This window comes from [Scytonema hofmanni] UTEX 2349 (genome assembly GCF_000582685.1).
In the GTDB taxonomy this organism is placed as follows: domain Bacteria; phylum Cyanobacteriota; class Cyanobacteriia; order Cyanobacteriales; family Nostocaceae; genus Hassallia; species Hassallia hofmanni.
Window position 1 is genome coordinate 3,774,163 of record NZ_KK073768.1, and the last position, 22,362, is coordinate 3,796,524.

Sequence of the window (22,362 nt, forward strand, 5' to 3'; positions counted from 1 at the left end):
CATCCGTCATAGTCTTTCTTAATCTTAATATGTAATAATTAATATCCTAGCGTCATAATTTTTTCCCCTTGGATTTAGAATTTTGCGGCGAATAATCAGAGCAATTCTTTGCAGCTTCAGTCATCACCATCGAAGGTTGCACGGCACACTTGAGATAATTGTTGCTACAAAAATATTCACAATTTTGACAGGGAAGTTTATTTAAACTGTTGATCGTAAAAACGATTTTATTATCTACAACCGTTCGCAGTTTGGATAGCATGAGAAAAAAAACTACCCAACCTACAATAAACCCAAGAGAACCACCCACAGAGATAGCTATTTCCGGAATAGTTACCCCATAAATATTTCCCTCTTCACTCTGACTTGTCTGATTTGAATTACTATCTACTGCTAAAATCGGTTGGAAATTATGCTCAAAAGACATATTATTGACCTATAGTACTATTTAGTGCCGAATGTATTTCTGGCAAACGCTTTTAGGATCACCAGTAACTGCTTTCATGAAGAGGGGTAAAGGGGAAAGGGGAAAGGGAAAAGGGGGGAAGAAATTGTTCGTGAATTGTAACCCCGGAGCTATGCGTGACCTCCTTTATGAGGGGGCTTCAAACCCCTACACTCTTGTCATATAAGAAAAAAAGTTTAAAGCTTTTTTAAATAACTTCAACACGAACGCACCCCTTTTTTCATGAACCCCTTTCACCCAAACGGATTGGTGATATATAAACCGGAATGGATTTGTCAAAATTGACTAATCACAAGGACTTAATTACAGGTGTAGCAAAATAACAATTAAGGTATCTCTGTCGAGAGTTTTACTTGTAAGTTATTGTTATACACCGAAAGAATGAACTTACCGAATTAACGAGAAAGAAGGTTGTTTTTATGGTAATGTGAAGGCTCATGAAATCAAGTTGAATAGTTATTAATCGGTTAAGGGATGGTGTTGTTGCTGGAGATACACAAGAGCTTCAGAGGATTCTACTTGAGGAAAATTGACATAGAAATTACTAACACTTAAGAACGGTTCCGGTGTTTCCAAGATAATCAGGCGATCGCACCACTGACTCAACCAAGGTAGCAACTTTAAAGGTGCTACAGGACTACACAACCAAACTTCCGCACACCCAAGCGCTTTTGCTGCAATGGCTGCAACGGCAATTGTCATGCCCGTGGCGATGCCATCATCAACTAAAATAACCGTAGCATTTTCTGTATTTACCTGTGGGCAACCAGGAATTAATTGCTCATATAGTATTTTAGCTTTGTCAATCGCTACATTCAAAGCCAATTCACGCGATGGCGCAAAGCACCCGCCTGAGGGCGATCGCAAATAATTTTGACGGCGATTTAACTTTTGCTCACTCCAAAGAACATTAAGAGAAGCTGTCACCGCACCAATTGCCAACTCCGGGTTTTGTGGATGGCTAATCTTTTTCGCCACCATAATTGTCAACGGACAACCCAAAAGACGCGCTACAGGTGCTGCTACTGGTAGTCCCCCTCTGGGCAAAGCATAAACTATTGGTCGCGTTGTAGAAGTAGCAGTTTGCCTCATTACAGAGTCAATCTGTTTTGCTAGCTTCTCACCAGCATCAGTGCGATCGGTAAAAAGTGGGGTATGTGACATAATTTCCCCAAGACATTGAGACACCATTGTTTTTATCATGAAGGATTTTCAGGCAATTTCATTGATACAATAGAAAATCTACAGATATAAGTATTTAGCTTGTATTCAAGGCGTAGCATTTATTCCTTCGCCAATAAACATTAATTATTAGACTGGCGTCGATGTCAGCATCTTCATTTTCATGAGCAGCGAAAATCAACTTAGCCTCTTCGATAACTCGAACTTTCAACAAAAAGATTTAATTCCTACAGATGCCAAAATTCCCATTCCTAGTGGTACTTATTCCAGCATGACCGAATTGGCACAACATTGCAATGAGTGCCACCGTTGTGGATTAGGAGAAAATCGCACTCATGCCGTCGTCGGACGCGGCAACCTCAAAGCACTCATAATGATTGTCGGAGAAGCACCAGGTCAAAATGAAGACGAAACTGGATTGCCATTTGTCGGCAGATCCGGACAGTTGTTAGAGAAAATTTTGGCATCAGTCGAACTGGATACAGAAAAAGATGTATATATATCCAATATAAATAAATGCCTTGATGGTTATACCAGAGTTTTTACCAAACATGGGGCTAAACGACTAAACTGGATTGTGAAAAACCAGTGGTCAGGCGAAGTTTTGAGTGTTGATAATGATGGTAGCCTTGTTTGGAAGAAAGTAACTGGTTGGTACAAGTCAAGGCTAGCAGGAAGACCTCTTTACAAAGTGTCTTTCAAAAATGGTAAAAATAATAACAAAGGAGAAGTTGGTTACATTGCCACAGGCGATCATCCCGTTCTTACCCAACGCGGCTGGATTAGTGTTGAAGAATTACGGGATGATGATTTAGTTGCAACTGGTACACCTGCCCCTGGACAAAGAGGCTTACAAGTATTACTAGGTTCTTTGCTAGGTGATGGTTGTATTGGTTCAAATGGAGGATTTATTGAAAATCACAGTGTTCGCCAAGAAGGTTATTTAAAGCTGAAAGCAAGAGTATTAAATGGCTTTCAACCGCAACTAAGAGAATATCTCGCTAAAGCTCAAAACGGCAACAATCATCAAGCCATTAGCTTGGGATTGGCGAAAACTTATTATCTCCACGAACTACGCGAGGAATGGTATCCCAATGGTAAAAAAGACTTTCCAGTTGCAGGGTTAGAAAAGCTAGACAACTTGGGTTTAGCCATCTGGTACATGGATGATGGTTATTGGAGAAGAAAAAAGCGAAGAGGAATACTTAGACAAAGTATTGACGTTGAAATTGCTTTAGGAAACGTTACAGAGGAAACGGCTGAAAAAGTTGTTAAATATTTTGAAACTCAAGGCTATAAAACTTATGCCGTTTTCCGGTCTACTTGGAGATTATGTTTTAGATACGGCGAAGGCATGAGATTTTTAGAGAATATCGCTGAATATATCCCTTCCTCAATGCGGTACAAATTACCGGAAGAACTACATAGTACTCCATTTAACTTACAAGCTTACCAAGAAGAAGCAGTCATAACTCATTGGAAACCAGTTAATACTCGGCTATTACCACCCAAGCCTGATGATTATTTAGTGTATTGCATTGACGTTGAGGATACAGCCAATTTTGTCACACCCGCAGGTGTTGTACATAATTGCCGACCACCAAATAACCGGGCGCCTTCAAGCAAAGAAATGGCAGCTTGCAAACCCTATTTATTTGAACAACTTCGCATAGTTGACCCGAAAATCATTTTATTGACAGGTGCAACTGCCGTCAAAGGTTTAATTGGCGACCAAGGAGCAATGGGTACAATTCGGGGAAAATGGATTGACTGGGAAGGACGTTTATGTATGCCGATTTTCCACCCATCTTACTTGCTGCGTAACCCTTCCCGCGATGTAGGCAAGCCAAAATGGTTGATGTGGCAAGATATTCAAGCAGTACGTGCCAAATTCGATGAAATTCGCCATTCATGAGCCGTCGTAGTGAGCGATTTATCGCTCATTTACCAGCGAAATGAAATTGGTAGTTTCGAGTCAAAAAGTTGGATTTGACCTGCTTGAGCTTGATTAAACTCGATTTCTAAATGATAGCGATCGCCTCGCTTCAATTCCACCAATCCTAACTCACTTAGTTTTCTCAATTCCGCAGAGAAATTTTTCTCTCCAACTAAGGTAACTCGCAACTTTGTAATTTCATCAAATCCAGGTTTATTAACCAATAACCCGCGTTTTAACGGCGAAGCTGAAGGTATTCGGCTGACTGGTGACATAAAAATCAGCGGTTCTGATAAATTTTCACTGTTAGCAGCGATGGGAATCGAGGCTCCTGCTGGCAGATAAGGTGCGTAATAATTCCAAGTAGCAAATGGCAATTCTAGAGAATCGGGTACATTAGAGCGAAGCGAAATACCAAATGGACAAGCTTCAGTTTCTCCCCAACAACAACGCTCCCACAAACCCAAAGGACGAACCACACTTGAGAGGATCTCATTGATATCTCTCAACCAAATTAACTCTAAATAAGTATTATGAAATAAAAAGCAAACGTTTGCAGTGCCTTGACCTATATGGGAACGACGATTACTTTCTTGAAATCCGAAGCCTTTGATAAATTCAGCCTCAGGTGCTTCTGGTTCAACACAAACGAAAATATGATCTAGTTCAAATCCCATAATTTATTTTTTTAGGTTGTGCGACTCCTTACCGGAATTAATGGGTTTAAAGCCCCGTCTTTCTAAGACGGCTTTTCTTCTTTAAGCGTGTTAATCCAGTCTTCAATTAATTGAGTCATTGTCTTTTTGCTCGTATCTGCATATCGTTTCAGCAAGTCTTGTCACCCCTGTTCAATTCTCTTTCCTCAATGGTTTCTTTTTCATAGTATCTACACAATGTATAGATACTATGTTAATATACAACTACATAAACATGTTGGGTTAGGCTTCACCTAAAAGGATGTTCAAGTTCGTCTGACTCCCCTTTAACGAAGCAAGAAAATTGAAATTTGTAACTAGTAAAGTATCTAGATACATTGGGAAAAATTCGCTACAAATACCGTGGGGCACACGGAAATTTAAGCTTGAGGAGTGTTTTGCAAGGAACAAGAATGCTCGATAAGACGGGAAGTAACTAACCGCACGATCAGCCCAAGAATCACCGTACCTTAAGGTCGGTGAGTGTCAATGACTAGAATCTGGGTTGCGACGAAGAATGTTTTCCCGATGATTTTTTAACCGATACCTTGTTCAAATTCGTCAATTGCTTGGATATCGTCTGAAATCAAAGTGCATTTTTCCAGTAAAGAAATATTAAGTTCTGGCAATAACTCACTCATGTCAATTTGTTCGTAACCATTGGTTTGCAAGAACTTTGAAGGTTCTTCTTCCCTTTTGTGATAAAGTTTGAGCCTTGAGGTTTCCCAAAACCAAACCTCCGCCACTCCCAAGCGTCGGTAAATTTCTAGCTTGTCAATGCTACCACTGGTAACAGTCACTTCTATAGCTAAGTCTGGAATATTCTTCGCCTCTCCAATACAATAACATTCATCCGGTTCTGCCCCAGCTTTTAAAAGTTGTTTTTTGATGGTAGAACTTCCCATAGCTTTAAACTGTATTCGCCTCTTGTAGAGATAGCGCTCTAATAGAATAGCCAAACGTTTTTTGATGCTTTCATGTCTGATTGATGGCGACACAATTTCTAATATTCCATCTAAATAGGTGACACGGTAATGAAAGTTATCCTCTAATTTAATTAGTAACGCTTCATACATTTGCCAACTAACGCCGCTACTGATAAACTTCTCCTCTGGGTCGTCTGCATCAGCCAGTTCTGCTTCGTTAAAAAGTTCTTTAAGGCTACTAACCATTGTTTTCTCCTGCTAATGTCAAGCTCTGGACTCTAATTCGCTGAACTGATACGTATAGTTCCCGCTCGACAATCTCGCAACCAAGCATTAATTCCTTGAGCAACAGTACCATTACTACTATCCCGTGGGGGGGTTGGCTGATTTTTGGTGACTGGATACGAACCAATTTGCGAAAACATCGTTACCATCTGCCAACCACTTTTACTTTTGGTTAAAAACAGCCAGTGGAATTCTTGTAATTGTAGCGATCGCCTACCTGTATATTGTCGCTCTAAAGTAGTAAAAAACACTTGCTCAACTTTTTCATCAGAGCTTTTTGGCGCATCTGTAGTATTTATCCCAGAGTTCAGAGGCAAGGGAGTAAAATCAGGTTTTCCTGCCACAGACATATAACTGTAAACGTCAGTTTTTCTTTGCAAACGGCGGGCGCGTTGACTGGCGCGATTAGCATAACTAGGTAAATCCCGCATTAAGGGAGTAACTAAATTTTCTATACTTTGCTCTGAACAAAAAGATTTTTCCTTGCCTGTGTCCTTCAAGAATGTAGGTTGAGAAGGACTGGCAGAGAGCTTTCTCGTTCCTTGGCTCTGCCAGGGAATGCCTACAGTGAGGTTCTGCCTCATATATAACGTTTCTGAGACGGGGAACGAGGAGAGAAAATGTAACGATAAAGACAGGAAGACAAAAAACATAATGAATGCGATCGCTCTGTATGAGTTTAGCTGACTCCCATCTGATTACTCCACGTAATATTAAATTATAAACTATTGCACTGCCTTCAGTGTATACTGATGCCTGATAACTGATACTTGGTTTAAAATTCATGCAAATAACACCAATGAAATTACTTAGTCTTGTATAACACCCTGAAGGAGGAAGATACCAGGAGATATTTCGCTCAAATATATCCGTAAGCACCGCCGATTCAACCGTGAGGTGCGCTCTCACCCATATCTACTTCTCCCTAAATTCAGATGAAAAAAGTCATTTCCATCGGGTTAACGGCGACGAAGTTTGGAATTTCTATAAAGGTACAGGTCTCTACCTCTATCTTTGGGATGGTACTCAGTCACCGCCACAACGTATTACATTATCACCAGAAGAAAACCAGTTCTGCTATGTCGTCCCTTCAGGTATGTGGCAAGCAGCAGTGCCTATTGAAAGTAGCATTTTAGTGGGTTGTTCCGTCGCCCCTGGTTTTGAATTCGTAAATTTTGAGCTTCTCGATAGCACTTCCAAAGAAGCACAACTCCTCTGTTCTATTGCTCCAGACCTGCACAAATTAATCCTCTCCTAACCAGTGATCAAACACAGATTCACTGAAGTACAAGGCTATTTCAATCTCAGAATTTATTAGGGCTAATACCATCGTAAAGTAATGGTTTCAGCCGGTATCTTCTATTGATAAAATAGAAAAACAACTTTGAAAAAAGCAGCATAAAAATGAAGATCGAAAATCTTTTGACACAACTGCTCATATTGAAAGGACTGACCGAACAACAGCGCAAGAAGATACTAGAAATCGGTGAAATTCAACAGTATCAATACGGTGAGCATATTTTTGACGAAGGAACAGAAAATCATGATCTCTATATTGTCTTAGAAGGCAAGGTTGATATTCTAATAGATCCAGCTTTCCAGGGAAATGTAGAAAAGGGAACGATTAAATTACAAAAAGTTGCAGAACAAATAGAGGGAACATCATTCGGGGAAATTTCATTAATTGATCAATTTCCCAGTTTTGAGTCAGCAATATGCGCTTCAAAAGAGGTGAAATTATTACGAATTTCCAAAGACTCATTTACTAAACTCGGTCAATATAATCCTGAAATTGAATATCAAATTATCCAAAATATTGGAACTAACCTCTCTTATAAAATTCGGTAAAGAAATGCCTTAATTGCTCGGCAAGTCCTCGACAATTATTACCTTTATTTTTTATGCGAAGAAATTTCTGCTGAGGCTCATAAATCTGATGGTATTATTCCGTTAGAGAAAAAACTCATTAACGAAAAGTTATTCATTACTTTATATGACGAATCAAAGGCGAATGGAGACTATATGGCTGCGATGACAACTTTAGTTGAAACAGAACTTGTTCGTAGCATTCAACGATGTATCCAACAAAAGACACAATTGTTGATTTATGAAGATGGGGGATATGCTATACCGCTTATTTATCAAATATATCAAGATTCGACCCATCGTTTACATTCTCTGATCAAACAAGCGATCGATGAAAAGATCATTACTGGTGCTGTTGAAGTAACTGTTACTGGAGAACGAAGAGATCTGGCAGCTATAAAATCTTTTGAAGGAAAAGCTTTACTTCCTGTACTCTCCACAGCACGCGATGACCTCAAGACCATTTTTGAGGCAAAAGGAGTTTCACAAGCGATTATTGACTCAACTTCAACAGCTTTAGGTAGATTAGGATTGCCCACATTTGAAACACGAAAAGTAGCGGTTATCGGAGGTAATGGTGCAATCGGAACCCGACTGGTTGAAGAACTGACAGAAATGCAAAATAGTACAAGTAATGTTTTTGCTATAGATATCGTAGATCAAGCATTTTCTAAAGAAATTGATGGACAGAGATTTCCCTATGCTGCAACGAAAGTTGATTATTTAAATTTGGGTAGATATCTTGTGGAAGATACTTGTTTACCTGTAATTGTCGATTTGCCTTTTGGTAGTCATAATCCTCAATTGTATAATGATAATATTGAGAAATCAGTGCTAGAGTTTTTCTCGTCCTCCCCGCAATACGAATCTTTTAATGAATTAGTTATTACCAATTCTTTCCCAAATCCAGAATCTTCCTTGCAGATGCTATGGGGGCAAATTAAGACGTTGAACCTTCTGTGGGAATCTGTCTTTCAGCAATATGGGTATGTCCCTGAGAAAATGGAATTATTACCCAATGGAAAAGGGATGAGCCAATTCTTTAGCAAGCAAAATTGCTCAAAAAAAGTCACTTTATTAGTTCCTGAACAGATACTATCTTTTAAAAAAGTTACACGCCTGATTCAGAACCACATTGATACAATAATTGGAATAACTGGTTTGCCTGTGCTTGATGAACAGGATATCAACGCATTTTTTTCCAGAAAGCATAGTGGGGGTAGCGTAGATGAACTTGTTCTTGTCAGTGGTTCATCGAAAGATTATGAATTTAAAAAAGCTATTACTTTTCTGAATGAGTTATTAGAGATTCTTTCAGAAAAGACTATAGATATGGATCAACAGTTAACCTGGTACAAGAGATATTATGAGCAGAAACTATGTTTTATTTTAGACAGTGATCATAAAGTAGTTGAACAGGTGCTTTCTTTTGTGGGAACACCCAATGCTATGGTAGAAAAACTTAAGCAATATCCTGAAGTCATCCAAAAAATTGGACTTAATGATGTTCAACCGGATAGGTGGGCTGATTTTTTACCTAAATGGATTCGACATAAGATTAAAAACAATCTTTCGATTCGTAAGTCCCTTCATCAGGATATTGGTACGGTCTATCATATTCGATTTCAAAATCAGTCTAAAAGATTGGTGCTGTTAGCACATGGTTTTGTGATCAACTTTTTTGCAAAACATGAGAAAGGTGTAAAAACAGAATATATTGATCCAATTGTCACAATGCAGCTACTTGGGTTGGTGAAACTTGCTACGACAGAGAAGGCGATAGAACCAGGTGTTTATCGCATGGCGCAACATCTCAAAACAGATGATATGGATTTGTTTTGGAAAGCACTTGATGATAAAAGCCGCCCGATAAAGTTTTAGTTCAAGCAGAGGATATCCTTCAGCCCCTTATTCAATCATCATGTCAGAACGATAAATTTCAGCATAGTAATACCAAATTAAGATGAAGCTGCATAGAATCTGATTTTTAGAATAATTGACCGCAGATAAACGCAGATAAACGCAGATAAATACGGATGATTATTATTCTGTGCAGCCTCACATAAAATTGGTATAACCTCCTTCTGGGTGCATTTGCAAGGAGAGATGGCGGATGAGATCGTGTTTATTCATAATTGTTAAATGTGGCGATCGCCTTGCTTGAATTTAATTAACATTTCTAATTCCTTTTTTTGTCTAATAAAAAAGATGTAGAAACGTAGCATTGCTACGTATCTTGAGATGGGGCAACGCATAATTAATTTTTACACCGATGTCTAATAATTAGCGGTTCATACCGCTAATTACAATTAAATTCGATTACCCAGATACATTTATTAACTCCTCACAAATCCTCTGCCAAGCTAATTGTGGATCGGCAGCGGCGGTGATTGGGCGCCCAATTACGAGATAATCAGCTCCAGAAGCGATCGCTTGTGCTGGTGTAAGCGATCGCTTTTGATCTCCTTTATCTGCCCAAGTTGGTCTAACTCCCGGACAAACTAACAAAAAATCATCCTTGCAAGTTTGCCGTAATTGTGCTACCTCTTGCGGCGAACAAACTGCCCCATCTAACCCAGTTTCTTCAGCCATCAACGCCATTGCCAGGGCGTATTCTGGCAATTCTAGAGGAATTTTCAAATCAAACGCCAATTGTCGAGAAGAAATACTTGTCAACAAAGTGATCGCAATTAACTTTGGCGGCTTAATATTGACTTTTGCGGCTTCTTCTTGTACCGCTTCGGCAGCTGCTTTCAGCGCATCTGTTCCACATGTAGCATGAATTGTCAGCAAATCCACACCATAACGAGTTGCACTACGACAAGCACCGGCGACAGTATTGGGGATATCGTGAAACTTCAAATCGAGGAAAATGCGCTTTTGGCGGGATTTTAGCAAATCGAGAATTTTCGGTCCAGTGCTGGTGAACAACTCCAAACCAACCTTGAAGAAAGTAACTTGCTCAAGTTTGTTTATTAGAGCGATCGCACTATCTTCATCTGGCACATCTAAGGGAACTATAATCCGTTCTGAAGTGTTCATCTGTGGTTTCACCGTTAATTTACCAAAGGAGGGGGAAAGGGGAAATGTTGAAGTTATTTAAGACACGCATAAAGTTTTTCACTATCATCCCCCATTTGGGTTTAAAGCCCCCACTTTTTAAAAGAAGTGCGTTTGCAATCCCCCTTCAATTTCTTTCCCTTTCCCCTTTCCCCTTTCCCCTTTCCCCTTCTTCATTTACGGCACTAAGCGGACAAACTTATTTTTACCAACTTGCAAAACCTTACCTTCTAAATCAGCCAGGGAATCGAAAGTAGTATCAATATCGGTAATGCGATCGCCATTTAAGCGCACTCCACCTTCTTGAATTTTTCGCCGTCCTTCTCCACCACTTTTGCACAAACCGCTAACATTGAGGAGAGAAAATAACTTAGCGGGAAATTGCACCTGTGATAACGAAAATTCTGGGACTGTACCAGCTTGTCCACCTGTTTTTGCGGCTTCCCTAGCTTCATTCGCGGCAGTTTCGCCATGATATTGTTGAACAATATCCCAAGCCAGAAGTTGCTGGCGATCGCGTGGCTTTTCTGGTAATTCATCTGCATGTAAATTCGTCAGCAGTTGAAAATAATCTTCCAGCAAATTATCGGGAACCTGTTGCAACTTCTGATACATCTGTGATGGATGTTCTGACAAACCGACATAATTACCCAAAGATTTGGACATTTTTTGTACACCGTCAAGACCATTTAAAATAGGCAACAGTACACAATATTGCGGTCTTTGCCCAAAATGACGTTGTAAATCTCGCCCAACAGCCAAGTTAAATTTCTGGTCAGTACCCCCTAATTCCACATCAGCTTGCACTGCCACAGAATCATAACCTTGCATTAATGGATAGAGGAACTCATGAAGGAAAATAGGATTCTCTTTCTTATAACGTTCGGCGAAGCCTTCTTTTGCTAGCATCTGCCCCACAGTCATCGTGGCAAGTAACTCTAAAATTTTCCCTAAGTCAAGTTTAGAGAGCCATTCGGAGTTATAACGTACCTCTAATCTCCCTGGTGTGTCAAAATCTAAAATCGGACGCACTTGGTCAAGATAAGTTTGGGCGTTTTGCGCTACATCTACCTCTGTCAGTTGGCGTCGTACCTCAGATTTACCAGTCGGATCACCAATGCGAGCTGTAAAATCGCCAATAATCAGCACTGCTGTGTGACCGGCATCTTGAAAATTTCGCAGTTTCCGCACTGGTATGCTATGACCTAGGTGAATCTCTGCTCCTGTAGGATCAATTCCGAATTTTACCCTCAAAGGTCGGTCTGTGGTTGCCAAGAGCTTTTCTAAACTTTCACTATCAAAGTCAGCATTACTCGGTTGTGGGAAAATTTCCGTTAAACCACGATGTAGCCAAGAAAAATTTTGCGCCATACTAGAAGACTGAATATTAGTTATGCTTTGCATTGCGAGAAGTTGAGTTAGTTATTTTCACTGGCAATTTGTCATCTAAACGATCTGCCAAACTACTATAATTGCAAAAAAATAACCGCCTTGCTTCGCCGAATAAATTACAGTTATATTTACAAGTGAGGAAGTGGAATCGCCGTGTCGTCTAGGACTTTTGAAGAAAAACACCCACAAGCTCAGGCATCGTCAGGTTTTGACTTTTTCAAAGGAGTAGGTCAGGTAACTGGTGGCACTCTTTTATCCCTGACCATGTTAACAAGTTCGATTGTCGCGGGAGGACTAGTGGGTTTAGCCATTAGTTTCCGGAACTTGCCTGATGTGAGACAATTACGTAACTTTTTTCCATCAGAAACTACTTACATTTATGACGTTAAAGGTAGACTTTTAGCCAGTGTCCACGGTGAAGCTAACCGAGAAGTTGTATCGTTAGATAGAATTTCGCCAAATTTAAAACGGGCGGTATTGGCAAGCGAAGATGGTCACTTCTACAATCATCATGGAATTAACCCCAGTGGGGTTGGACGTGCTGTGGTGACTAACTGGACGGCTGGTGGAGTCAAAGAAGGTGGTTCCACTATCACCATGCAATTGGTGAAAAATTTATTTTTGTCTCGCAAGCGTGCTTTTACTCGTAAGATTGCCGAGGCAGTTCTGGCAATTCGCTTAGAGCAAATTCTCACCAAAGACCAAATTTTGGAAATGTACCTCAATCAAGTATATTGGGGTCATAACAATTATGGCGTGCAAACCGCAGCTCGCAGTTACTTCAACAAGTCCGCCGAAAGTTTAACTATCGGTGAATCGGCGATGATGGCGGGTTTGATTCCAGCACCTGAAGAATTAAGTCCGTTTGTCAGCATGGCTAAGGCAAAGCAAAAACAAAAGGAAGTCCTCGGACGGATGCGGGAATTGAACTGGATCACCCAGGACGATTACGACGAAGCGCTGAAACAAGAAATTAAACTTGGTAAAATTAGGTCGTTTCAGGGTAGTGCTTTACCTTATGTTACCAATGCGGTGTCCCAAGAGTTGGCGAAGAAATTTGGACGTGATGCACTCATCAAAGGTGGGATGCGGGTACAAACAACAGTTGATTCTGACTTTCAACGCATGGCAGAGCAAACTGTCAGTAAGTGGCACGATCGCCTTTTGGGACAAGGTTTATATAAAAATCAAATGGCATTGGTGGCAATTGACCCCCGCACCCATTATGTGAAAGCATTGGTGGGTGGTGTGGATGCTAAAACCAGTGAATTTAACCGGGCAACCCAATCTCAACGTCAGCCTGGGTCTTCTTTTAAGCCGTTTGTTTATTATGCTGGTTTTGCTAGCGGGAAGTTTGGACCAGACTCGACAATAGTAGACTCCCCTGTCAGCTATCGAGATGGTAACGGTTGGTACTATCCAAGAAACTATGATGGTGGCTTTTCGGGCGCGATGTCAATTCGCACTGCCATATCGCAGTCTCGCAACATCCCCGTAATCAAGGTTGGTAAAGCCGTAGGGATGAATAAAGTGATCGAAACTTGCCGCACTTTAGGAATTATGAGTCCGATGGAACCGGTGAGTTCTTTGCCTCTAGGTGCGATCGGTGTCACACCTCTGGAAATGGCAAGTGCCTATGCAACCTTTGCTAATTATGGCTGGCAATCGCCAACAACCATAATTGTGCGGGTGACTGATAGTAGTGGTAATGTATTGCTAGATAACACGCCAAAACCTCAGCAAGTCCTCGATCCTTGGGCATCGGCGGCAATTATTAATGTGATGCAATCGGTTATTACTAACGGTACTGGTAAAAATGCAGCGATCGGTCGTCCTGCTGCTGGAAAGACGGGAACAACTTCCTCAGAAAAGGATATTTGGTTTGTCGGTACTGTGCCACAATTAACGACTGCTGTTTGGGTGGGTAGAGACGACAATAGGCAATTAGCAAGTGGTGCTACAGGTGGTGTGATGGTAGCACCGATTTGGCGCGATTTTATGCTCAAAGCGCTGAAGAATACACCTGTAGAGAGCTTCAAGTCTCCATCGCAATTTCCTCGCCCAAAATACAATGATAATGAGAATTAGTGTGTGTGGATAGTGGATGGTGGATAGTCGGTAGTGGGTAGTGGATAGTGGATAGTGGATAGTGGAACAACTAACAACCATCCACCAACAACCATCCACCAACAACCATCCACCAACAACTAACAACTAACAACCATCCACTAACTTCTCTAAACCTGGTTTCCTAAATCAGTTTTCATCCGTTGTAAAGTTAGGTTCATTTGGTCAAACATTTGTTGCGGGGTGACGCCAAACTGACCTAACTGTGTTTTAATTTGCTCCATAGTCATTTGCGCCATAAAATCTTCTGATAGCTCGAAGCGCTTCATAAAGATGCGATATCGATCCATCATCGCTTCCATTTGTTCAATAAACAGCTTTTTACCCTCGCGATCAAATTTGCCGTAATTGTTGCCAATTTTGATCAAGGCTTGATAATCTTCAAATAGCTGCTTCGCTTCTTGCTGAACTATATCAGAATCAAAGAATCCCATTTTTTCCTATCTTCAACTGAGTTAAAACACTCAGAGCGCGTATACTTTTGCCTTCATAGTCTAATTTTAGTCTAGGGAACTAATCTAGAGACTAAGCTTCGGTTTGAGTACGGTTTTTTACCGAAATTTCAACACTTGACTTGATCAAATTTTCTTGCTTTCCAACAACTTAAGGTGGCAGTGGGTTTTTTGAGAATAAGATTTATGAAATAATTAAGATTCCGCTTTGGCTTCCAGAGCGAGCGCTTGCTCCAAAAATCTTACTTCTTGTGCAGACATTTTTCCAAGTTATTCAGCTACGCGACTTTGAAGCGAGTCAAGTGTAAAATAAGCAGGGTATTTGAATGCTTGTGCTAGTACCGCAAAGCGGAAGTTACTCATTCAAAAGTAATATGGAGTAAGCTTTTTAGCGATTGAGAATGGTTGGTTTATTTACGCCGACTTGTACTAGTGTGAATAAAATATGTATTTGCATTGTAGCATTGAAAAGAGCGAACGCTCTTTTAGTGTCAGAACTATGGTGATAAATTAATTGGAAATATGTTAATTAAGCGAAAAAGCCGAAGCATAGCTGCCATTTTAGCTTTTTCTGGCACGCTGACAATTTCGGGATTACATAAATTTTATTTGGGACAACCTTTATGGGGTTTGTTATATGTGTTGCTTTCGTGGACACCAATTCCCAAGGTAGCTAGCGCAATTGAGGGAGTTTGGTATTTAACGCAAGATGAAGAAGCTTTTGATCGTAATTTTAATTTAGGTAAGTCAGCGGTAAAAAATGTACAAGGCAATAGCAATCAGATCACAGCTATGGCTGAAGCTTTACGCTCCTTAGATACACTTCGCCAAGATGGGTTAATTTCTGAGTACGAATTTGAGCAAAAACGCCGCCAATTGTTAGATCAAATTACCTGAAAAGTGGGAAAATAATGAACAATTGGCTACCTTTGAATCCCAGGTTACAAAAACTGCGATCGCGGCTGCTGAACGATCCCTATTATCGACTACAATCTGGGGAAGAGATTGCGATCGCATCCCAATTGGGTATCCGCATTGATGCGAATCAAGCAACTGTAGATGATTGGTTGCGTTTACCGGGTTTATCGATTCACCAAGCGCGATCGCTTGTGGAACTTTCGCGGATTGGTGTGAAATTTTACTGTATTGAAGATATTGCCGCTGCATTAAGCATACCAGCACCGCGACTAGAACCACTAAAGCTAATTCTAGATTTTAGTTATTATGACGACGAAGCTTTAGGCAATCCGACGCAAATTAATATTAATACAGCAACGGTTGAGAATTTGGGAAAAATTCCTTTTATAGATACGTCTTTGGCTGAAGCAATAGTAGAGAATCGTTTATCAGCAGGACATTATCGCAACTTAGTAGATTTTCAGCAAAGATTGAATTTATCTGGTGAAGCGATCGCGCAATTAATGTATTATCTCAGGTTTTAAAGTCAGGAAAAACGTAACTTTAAGACCGTAGCACGAAGAGACGCGAAATTTCGCGTCTCTACAAGTCAGGAATTACGCACGGACTACGTGTTTCCGTCATTGCGACGCAAGGAAGCAATCTCAAAGTCTTGTTTTCTCGTAACAAGTGCGTAAGTCCTACAAGTCTAAAATCAGTACTAAAAATCCTTGACTGAACCGTATTGAAATAAAGCTACCATTCAAAAAAGCCAAAAACCTTGTATTTCAAGCCTTTTGACTATTGACTACCAAAGAAGCAGTACTAGCTACCCCAGCCACTCTGGATTCTTAGCTGTACCGTCAAAGCGATCGCTAATCTTGAATAATTCGTACTCACCTTTAGCAGCAACTTTAGCAGTTTTCGCAAGCAAAGCTGCGGTTTGCTCTTGACTCATCGGCTTAAATGTGCGTGCTGCCTCAAATGCTTGGTTGAGAATTTCCATATTGTCAATGCCTGTAATTACAGTTGAGGTTGGCAGATTCATAGCGTAATGCAGGCATTCAATAGGTTTAACTGTATTACTCTTAAGAATAATTTGATCGCCCATTGATTTCATACCCAGCACACCGATTTGATTTTGTACCAATTTGGGTAAAACTGCACGCTCAAAACTGCGAAAATGGGCATCCATAACGTTAAGTGGCAGCTGCACTGCATCAAAACGGAAGTTATTTTGAGCGGCAATTTCTAGCATCCTCAGGTGAACCAAGGGATCTTTGTGTCCGGTAAAGCCGATATAGCGAACCTTACCCGCTTTTTGCGCTTCTAGTACTGCTTCTGCTGCACCACCAGGGGCAAAAATCCGGTCTGGATCTTCTAAACGGATAATTTCATGAAATTGCATTAAATCGACACGATCCGTCTGGAGACGTTTCAGAGACTCGTCTATTTGCTTCGCAGCAGATTGTTTTGTGCGACCATCAATTTTGGTCATGAGAAAGACTTTTTGGCGGTAGCCGTCTTGTAGAGCCTTGCCCATGCGAATTTCGCTATCACCGTTGTGGTAATCCCAGCAATTGTCCATGAAATTAATTCCACGATCAATCGCACTGCGAATAATTTTAATGCTTTCTTGCTCGTCTTTTTGCCGTCCGATATGATGACCGCCCAAACCGATCGCAGAGACTTTTTCTTTTGTGCGTCCCAGTGTGCGGTAAATCATATCACCGTTTCTGGTTGTCTGTTGCGGTGTTGCAGCTAAAAGTGGACTGAGAAAACCTTCCGAAGCTGCTAGTCCTGCTGCCAAACCTGAAATCGAAGCTGTATAAAGGAAATTCCGTCTGTTGATATCCACGAAATCTATCATTAATGGTGTTTGTTCCTAATAGACAATCTTCGATCTCAAGGCTTGCAGCGACATCAGTCAAATGGTTTACTTAGTTTTGTTTGGGTTTATATCTAACGGTAGGCACTTCACCCATACAGCAAATTTTAGGTTTGGGAAGTCTTGCACTCATTCCCCAAAGACCCCACCCCCAGCCCCTCCCCGCAAGCGGGGAGGGGAGACTTTGACGCAAGTCAAAGACGGGGTGGGGTTCTTTTTTTGATTTATGCAAGAAGTCTAGGAGTAAAACCCAAAACCTTGTAGAGCGGTTCATGGGGGAAATCTCCCCCAACAGTGGTGGAAGAAACTTGCGATCGCCAAAATCAAAAAGTACGATTTTATAGGCATGGAGAGCGCAAGTTTCTTAGAAGACGTTCCAGTGGAACGTCTCTACGTGTATTTAATCACAACGCAATCTGCTGTAAGTTAAATCAATCCAATGCGGTCAAAGGGCCAAAATCGGAAAGTTGCTCGACCAATGATATTTTTTCTTGGTAAAAACCCCCAGTAACGAGAATCGTTGCTATCGTTACGGTTGTCTCCCATGACAAAAAATTCATCTTTGGGGACTGTCACGGGTGGAAACGGCTGATTTGGGGGTTCAGCGATGTAGTCTTCTTCCAGGGGTTGACCGTTGAGGTAAACTTTACCTTTGGCTACGCTAACTACTTCCCCAGGTTCACCAATGACGCGCTTGATAAAAGCTTGGTCTTTGGGATATCCGCGACGTTGCAGTTCTGCCGGTGGCTGAAATACGATGATATCCCCAGTTTTAGGGGGGTGGAATTTATAGGAGACTTTTTCCACCACCAAGCGATCGCCTGTAAATAATGTTGGCAACATGGAATCAGAGGGAATGTAGCGCGGTTCGGCAATAAATGTGCGGATTAAGAAGGCAAGACATAAGGCGATCGCTATTAACGTCAGATTTTCCTGCGAATTACGCCATATTTTCGACGGTGCAGAAGTCTGTTTTGCGTCACTTTCGTGAGGAGTCATAGAAGTTTTCAGCTATAGATGAAACAAGTTATAACAATACTTGATTATTCTGACGCTAAAGATATCTTTATAATCCCTCTGCGCGTCAATGTATGGGCATCGACCTCAAATGGTTAGTTGGCTCGCGTCACTTCAAGTCAGTATAGTACGTCTTTTACGGTATTGTTGTACTCGCTATCATATGAATAACAGTGTATGCCCACCACTTAGACATATTCAAACAAAATCAGAGGGAATGTAGCGCGGTTCGGCGATAAATGTCCGAATTAAGAAGGCAAGACATAAGGCGATCGCTATTAACGTCAGATTTTCCTGCGAATTACGCCATATTTTCGACGGTGCAGAAGTCTGTTTTGCGTCACTTTCGTGAGGAGTCATAGAAATTTTCAGCCTAGATGAAACAAGTTATAACAATACTTGATTAGGACTTACGCAGCAATAACGGAAAAACGAACCGCAGAGTACGCAGAGGAAACAGAGGAATAAGGGTTTAAGAAGTATTTTGCGTAAGTCCTATTGATTATTCTGACGCTAAATATATGTTTATAACCAGTCAGAAGTCCTGTTCTGCACACCCGCTGAATAATTGTTGCAATTATAGCGCCGAGTCAAAGCCGTAGCTGATGTAGTAGGAGGCGGCGCAGGCTACAATACCGTTTACAAGTGTGCATTTTTGGGTGTAGCGTTAGTCGCGATCGCAGCTGACAAATATGAGTTATAAGTTTTGAGGAGCGGAGTTATATTTCTCACTCCCCTCCTCAAAACTCTGTAGAGACGCTCTGCTTCTTTTAACTTTTTACCTGTACCGAACGTGAATTTACGCAGTCTGATACCAATTTTTGATAATTCCGTCTCTACTTGGGCTTTAGAGGCACGGTTGTTGCGCTGGTTAACATTGATTTGGCTGTTTGTTGGCTTGATAATACTGTTCTCAGCATCCTATCCCGTAGCTGATGCTCGTCATAATGATGGATTGTACTACTTTAAGCGTCAATTGCTGTGGGTATTCGTGGCATTAATAATATTAAACATTATTGTTAATTTACCTTTGCGGAAGATATTAGGAATATCCCATTGGTTTGTCTTTTTGTTTTTGGTATTAATTTTCGTTACCCTGATACCAGGATTAGGAAGAAAAGCTTTTGACGCATCTCGCTGGCTGGCTTTAGGTCCAATTCCCATTCAACCTTCTGAATTAATTAAACCCTTTTTAGTGCTGCAAAGTGCGCGGCTTTTTGGTCAGTGGGAACGAATAACTTGGCGAATTCGCTTAACCTGGCTGACTGTTTTTGGTTTGATAATTCTCGGAATTTTAGCCCAGCCTAACTTAAGTACAACCGCACTTTGCGGTATGACAATTTGGCTAATTGCTTTAGCAGCTGGTTTACCTTACAAATATTTGGGAGGAACAGCAGTTGGTGGAATACTTTTGGCAGTTCTCAGCATTAGTATTAAAGAGTATCAACGTAAGCGAGTGATGTCCTTTCTCAACCCTTGGGCAGATGCAACTGGCGATGGCTACCAACTAGTACAAAGCTTGCTGGCAGTGGGTTCTGGGGGAACTTGGGGTAGTGGATTTGGACTTTCACAGCAAAAGCTGTTTTATTTGCCAATTCAGGACACCGATTTTATTTTTGCCGTATTTTCAGAAGAATTTGGCTTTGCTGGCGGTATAGCTTTGCTAATTTTATTAGGTATATTCGCGACTTTAGGATTAATCATTGCCTTAAAAGCGACAAACCCAGTGCATCGATTAGTAGCGATCGGTGTAATAATTTTGATGGTTGGACAATCATTTCTGCATATTGGTGTAACCACTGGTGCATTGCCTACAACCGGTTTACCCTTGCCGATGTTTAGTTATGGTGGAAATTCTATGATTGCTAGTTTATTAGCAGTTGGGTTGTTAATTAGGGTAGCACGCGAAAGTAGTGAAGCTGAAGTTGTACCACTACGAGGAGAAACATCTGAAAATCGGCGCAAGCGTCGTTTATTTACGAAAACAAAAGTTTAAATCGTAATAATACCAATTATTTGTGAAGCTGCATAGAATTTGACCCCACCCCTTAATCCCCTCCCCGCTTGCGGGGAGGGGAAAATCCGGTTCCCTCCTTTTTAAGGGGGGCTAGGGGGGATCTAGAAGTACTTAAAAGCACAGGCAAACACTTTTAAAACAACCTCTAAGGAGAACTACCTTTAGAAACTTCCGGACTGCGAATTATAATATGTCCCTTATCACTTTCTTGAATAGCTAATACCGATGGGATCTCGTTAAATTTTGCATTGGGGGGCAATTCTCGAAACAAATAAATCCAGCCGCCACGTTCTAAGAGTAAACGCCACACTCTCGGTTGCTTTGGATTGCTGATATCAGTATCTTCTCTGCCTCGCAAGTCTTCAAATAGACCTCTGTCGCCAATTATGCGGTAGCCTTTCAAGGAAGGGTCAGTAAATATATTATCAAGTTTGCGTCCTACAGCAAACTTTTCTTCAGGTGTAATTAACGCTACAACAGGCAAAGTGGAGTTTTGACCAGCATCCCGCCTAGCATCTGCAATGCCTTGCCAACGAGCTAACCAAAATATCACAATTAATACCCAAGATACTATTACTATCTCATTGACTAGCGATCGCAAAAACTCCACTGAGCGCAATTGTCCAAAACCAAATTCAGCTAGAGATTTTAGCTGTTTAGCCATCCATGAGCGTTTGTGTTGAGTTGCAGAGATGATGCGAGTCAGTAATAATTGGCTTGCAGAAACGATTGCATCGCTAACTATTTTAATTAACCATAATGTAGCCTGAATCGCGATCGCCGCGACAAAAAAAGCGATCGCACTTTTAAATATTGCCCAACCATCTCCGAGAAATATTTGCAGGGGAACCATGAGAAAAGACTGTGCAGGTAAATCGAGAGCATTGATTTCTAGCTGAAAAAAGTAGAAATATGACCAGCGGTAAATCCAGCCTGCAAAGAAAAGCGCCGCACCCAGTAAACCAAGTACACTTGTGAATTTACCTAAAATATTAGTTTCTTGGTTGGGGGTCATACTAATTCGTAATTCGTAATTAAGACGCACAGTAAACAATGTAGGGTGTGTTACCGCGAAGCGTAACGCACCGAAAATTGAGGATAGTGCATTAGCCTACGGCATAGCATACACTACAAAACTTCTGTGATTTGATGGCAATGATACATCCGCTTTGGAAGTTTAATGAGAAAGTTAAATTATAGTCAAACAACTGTTAAAGCCATGAAAGCTTTTTTTCAGGGATGGGTTGTGGCAGTTTTAGTAATGGCAGCAGCGCTAGCCGGAAATATCGAAGCTGTAATTAGCAAGGATATCAAGACGGGAAATACTCTGTTAGCACAGACACAAATCAAAACAGATGAATTAGAACTTGCAGTGGCTTTGCCAGAGTTAGCAGAGGTCGTTCTCAAGGGAGGTGACTCCAGCAGTGGTCGAGTCATAGGAATTGATGCAAAGGGAGAAGCACTATCAATTCAGCGTAGTGGTAAAACTGCCACAATTCCCCTGAGCAAAATTCAAAAAGTAATCTTTAAAAATGGGGCGTTAGTTTATAGACGTGATGGTCGTAGTCAAGTTATCCGGGGTGAGCGCGATCGCCCCCAAGGTAAAACTGTAACTTGGAGTGGTATCCCTCTAAATGCTTTTACAGTCAAAAATCCTACTCAAGGTCAAGCGGTGGTAAAGCTCAAACCACCTATAGTTTCTACAGCACAGTTGCAGGGTATTCAATCAGTGGCTAGAGATCGACAATATGTGGTAGATGAAATCCAGTTCAATCCGCAACAACGCACAATCGCAATTCAGGCAAAACCTTATTAATCTCTTGTAGAGACGCGATTAATCGCGTCTGCAATATGTGGTAGATGAAATCCAGTTCAATCCCCAACAACGCACAATCGCAATTTAGGCAAAACCTTATTAATCTCTTGTAGAGACGCGATTAATCGCGTCTGCAATATGTGGTAGATGAAATCCAGTTCAATCCCCAACAACGAACCATCGCAATTCAGGCAAAACCTTATTAATCTCTTAGACATCTCCAAAATAGAATCATTTTCTGGTAAAAGAGTATAAAATTCTCTTTTTCCAACAAAAACATGAGTGGCATACTGAGTTATATTCAAGACAACCCCCAAGAAACACAGCGATTAATAGGTGT

The 22,362-nt window shown here is 41.0% G+C and carries 19 protein-coding genes and 4 pseudogenes; 11 read left to right on the forward strand and 12 right to left on the reverse strand.

The features are described 5' to 3' along the window. Positions 1-52: 52 nt before the first annotated feature. Both TOL9009_RS0121975 and TOL9009_RS0121985 read right to left on the reverse strand, forming a co-directional pair. On the reverse strand, positions 53-427 hold the full coding sequence (locus tag TOL9009_RS0121975; RefSeq protein ID WP_029634668.1) for a hypothetical protein: 375 nt from the start codon (positions 425-427) through the stop codon (positions 53-55). A gap of 498 nt (positions 428-925) precedes the next feature. Then, positions 926-1,630 carry a phosphoribosyltransferase gene (locus TOL9009_RS0121985; RefSeq protein ID WP_029634669.1) on the reverse strand — a complete coding sequence of 235 codons (705 nt, stop codon included), beginning with the start codon at positions 1,628-1,630 and terminating at the stop codon, positions 926-928. A 181-nt stretch (positions 1,631-1,811) separates the two neighbouring features. Here TOL9009_RS0121985 and TOL9009_RS47595 point away from each other — a divergent pair. From TOL9009_RS47595 to TOL9009_RS47605, 3 genes and pseudogenes are all read left to right on the forward strand, one after another. Continuing rightward, a pseudogene (locus TOL9009_RS47595) lies at positions 1,812-2,195 on the forward strand (uracil-DNA glycosylase); the annotation flags it as partial. A 30-nt stretch (positions 2,196-2,225) separates the two neighbouring features. After that, positions 2,226-2,927: pseudogene (locus tag TOL9009_RS49565) on the forward strand (hypothetical protein); the annotation flags it as partial. Positions 2,928-3,044: 117 nt separating this feature from the next. Beyond that, positions 3,045-3,563: a uracil-DNA glycosylase gene (locus TOL9009_RS47605; RefSeq protein WP_084763378.1), complete on the forward strand. Its 519-nt coding sequence runs from the start codon at positions 3,045-3,047 to the stop codon at positions 3,561-3,563. 29 nt (positions 3,564-3,592) lie between these two features. Here TOL9009_RS47605 and TOL9009_RS0122000 read toward each other — a convergent pair whose 3' ends face one another. From TOL9009_RS0122000 to TOL9009_RS0122010, 3 genes are all read right to left on the reverse strand, one after another. After that, positions 3,593-4,261, reverse strand: a complete 669-nt coding sequence (locus TOL9009_RS0122000) for a VOC family protein (RefSeq protein ID WP_029634670.1) — start codon at positions 4,259-4,261, stop codon at positions 3,593-3,595. 554 nt (positions 4,262-4,815) lie between these two features. Further along, on the reverse strand, positions 4,816-5,451 hold the full coding sequence (locus TOL9009_RS0122005; RefSeq protein ID WP_029634671.1) for a Uma2 family endonuclease: 636 nt from the start codon (positions 5,449-5,451) through the stop codon (positions 4,816-4,818). Between the two features lie 32 nt (positions 5,452-5,483). After that, the gene (locus TOL9009_RS0122010; RefSeq protein ID WP_144238304.1) at positions 5,484-6,074 is read right to left on the reverse strand and encodes a hypothetical protein; all 591 of its coding nucleotides are present in this window, start codon (positions 6,072-6,074) and stop codon (positions 5,484-5,486) included. 251 nt (positions 6,075-6,325) lie between these two features. Between TOL9009_RS0122010 and TOL9009_RS40100 the strand changes: the two are divergent. The 3 genes and pseudogenes from TOL9009_RS40100 to TOL9009_RS0122025 form a co-directional block, all read left to right on the forward strand. After that, positions 6,326-6,748: pseudogene (locus tag TOL9009_RS40100) on the forward strand (cupin domain-containing protein); the annotation flags it as partial. Between the two features lie 146 nt (positions 6,749-6,894). Next, positions 6,895-7,338 carry a Crp/Fnr family transcriptional regulator gene (locus TOL9009_RS0122020; RefSeq protein WP_029634673.1) on the forward strand — a complete coding sequence of 148 codons (444 nt, stop codon included), beginning with the start codon at positions 6,895-6,897 and terminating at the stop codon, positions 7,336-7,338. A gap of 174 nt (positions 7,339-7,512) precedes the next feature. After that, complete coding sequence (locus TOL9009_RS0122025; protein ID WP_029634674.1) at positions 7,513-9,237, forward strand: hypothetical protein; 1,725 nt, start codon at positions 7,513-7,515, stop codon at positions 9,235-9,237. 438 nt (positions 9,238-9,675) lie between these two features. On the opposite strand, the gene pyrF is transcribed toward TOL9009_RS0122025, so the two are convergent. Both pyrF and tyrS read right to left on the reverse strand, forming a co-directional pair. Continuing rightward, on the reverse strand, positions 9,676-10,398 hold the full coding sequence (gene pyrF / locus TOL9009_RS0122030; RefSeq protein WP_029634675.1) for an orotidine-5'-phosphate decarboxylase: 723 nt from the start codon (positions 10,396-10,398) through the stop codon (positions 9,676-9,678). 195 nt (positions 10,399-10,593) lie between these two features. Beyond that, on the reverse strand, positions 10,594-11,820 hold the full coding sequence (tyrS, locus tag TOL9009_RS0122035) for a tyrosine--tRNA ligase (RefSeq protein ID WP_242055627.1): 1,227 nt from the start codon (positions 11,818-11,820) through the stop codon (positions 10,594-10,596). Positions 11,821-11,961: 141 nt separating this feature from the next. Here tyrS and TOL9009_RS0122040 point away from each other — a divergent pair, with 141 nt between their 5' ends. Beyond that, the gene (locus TOL9009_RS0122040; RefSeq protein WP_029634677.1) at positions 11,962-13,896 is read left to right on the forward strand and encodes a transglycosylase domain-containing protein; all 1,935 of its coding nucleotides are present in this window, start codon (positions 11,962-11,964) and stop codon (positions 13,894-13,896) included. Positions 13,897-14,045: 149 nt separating this feature from the next. Here TOL9009_RS0122040 and TOL9009_RS0122045 read toward each other — a convergent pair whose 3' ends face one another. After that, complete coding sequence (locus tag TOL9009_RS0122045; RefSeq protein ID WP_029634678.1) at positions 14,046-14,369, reverse strand: DUF1825 family protein; 324 nt, start codon at positions 14,367-14,369, stop codon at positions 14,046-14,048. 540 nt (positions 14,370-14,909) lie between these two features. On the opposite strand from TOL9009_RS0122045, the gene TOL9009_RS0122050 reads away from it, so the two are divergent. Both TOL9009_RS0122050 and TOL9009_RS0122055 read left to right on the forward strand, forming a co-directional pair. Then, the gene (locus tag TOL9009_RS0122050; protein WP_029634679.1) at positions 14,910-15,284 is read left to right on the forward strand and encodes an NINE protein; all 375 of its coding nucleotides are present in this window, start codon (positions 14,910-14,912) and stop codon (positions 15,282-15,284) included. A gap of 14 nt (positions 15,285-15,298) precedes the next feature. Further along, positions 15,299-15,829 (forward strand): helix-hairpin-helix domain-containing protein, encoded by a 531-nt coding sequence (locus TOL9009_RS0122055; protein WP_029634680.1) that lies wholly within the window; start codon positions 15,299-15,301, stop codon positions 15,827-15,829. 284 nt (positions 15,830-16,113) lie between these two features. Here TOL9009_RS0122055 and TOL9009_RS0122060 read toward each other — a convergent pair whose 3' ends face one another. The 3 genes and pseudogenes from TOL9009_RS0122060 to TOL9009_RS43760 form a co-directional block, all read right to left on the reverse strand. Then, positions 16,114-17,142, reverse strand: coding sequence for an aldo/keto reductase (locus TOL9009_RS0122060; RefSeq protein WP_029634681.1), 1,029 nt, complete (start codon positions 17,140-17,142; stop codon positions 16,114-16,116). A gap of 456 nt (positions 17,143-17,598) precedes the next feature. Then, positions 17,599-18,171, reverse strand: coding sequence for a signal peptidase I (lepB, locus tag TOL9009_RS0122070; protein WP_029634683.1), 573 nt, complete (start codon positions 18,169-18,171; stop codon positions 17,599-17,601). 225 nt (positions 18,172-18,396) lie between these two features. Continuing rightward, positions 18,397-18,549, reverse strand: a pseudogene (locus tag TOL9009_RS43760) (signal peptidase I); the annotation flags it as partial. Positions 18,550-18,982: 433 nt separating this feature from the next. Here TOL9009_RS43760 and TOL9009_RS0122075 point away from each other — a divergent pair. Next, on the forward strand, positions 18,983-20,185 hold the full coding sequence (locus TOL9009_RS0122075; protein WP_029634684.1) for an FtsW/RodA/SpoVE family cell cycle protein: 1,203 nt from the start codon (positions 18,983-18,985) through the stop codon (positions 20,183-20,185). Positions 20,186-20,351: 166 nt separating this feature from the next. On the opposite strand, the gene TOL9009_RS0122080 is transcribed toward TOL9009_RS0122075, so the two are convergent. After that, positions 20,352-21,221 (reverse strand): hypothetical protein, encoded by an 870-nt coding sequence (locus tag TOL9009_RS0122080; protein WP_051502988.1) that lies wholly within the window; start codon positions 21,219-21,221, stop codon positions 20,352-20,354. Positions 21,222-21,425: 204 nt separating this feature from the next. Here TOL9009_RS0122080 and TOL9009_RS0122085 point away from each other — a divergent pair, with 204 nt between their 5' ends. After that, the gene (locus tag TOL9009_RS0122085; RefSeq protein WP_038297452.1) at positions 21,426-22,022 is read left to right on the forward strand and encodes a hypothetical protein; all 597 of its coding nucleotides are present in this window, start codon (positions 21,426-21,428) and stop codon (positions 22,020-22,022) included. The last annotated feature ends 340 nt before the right edge of the window (positions 22,023-22,362 follow it).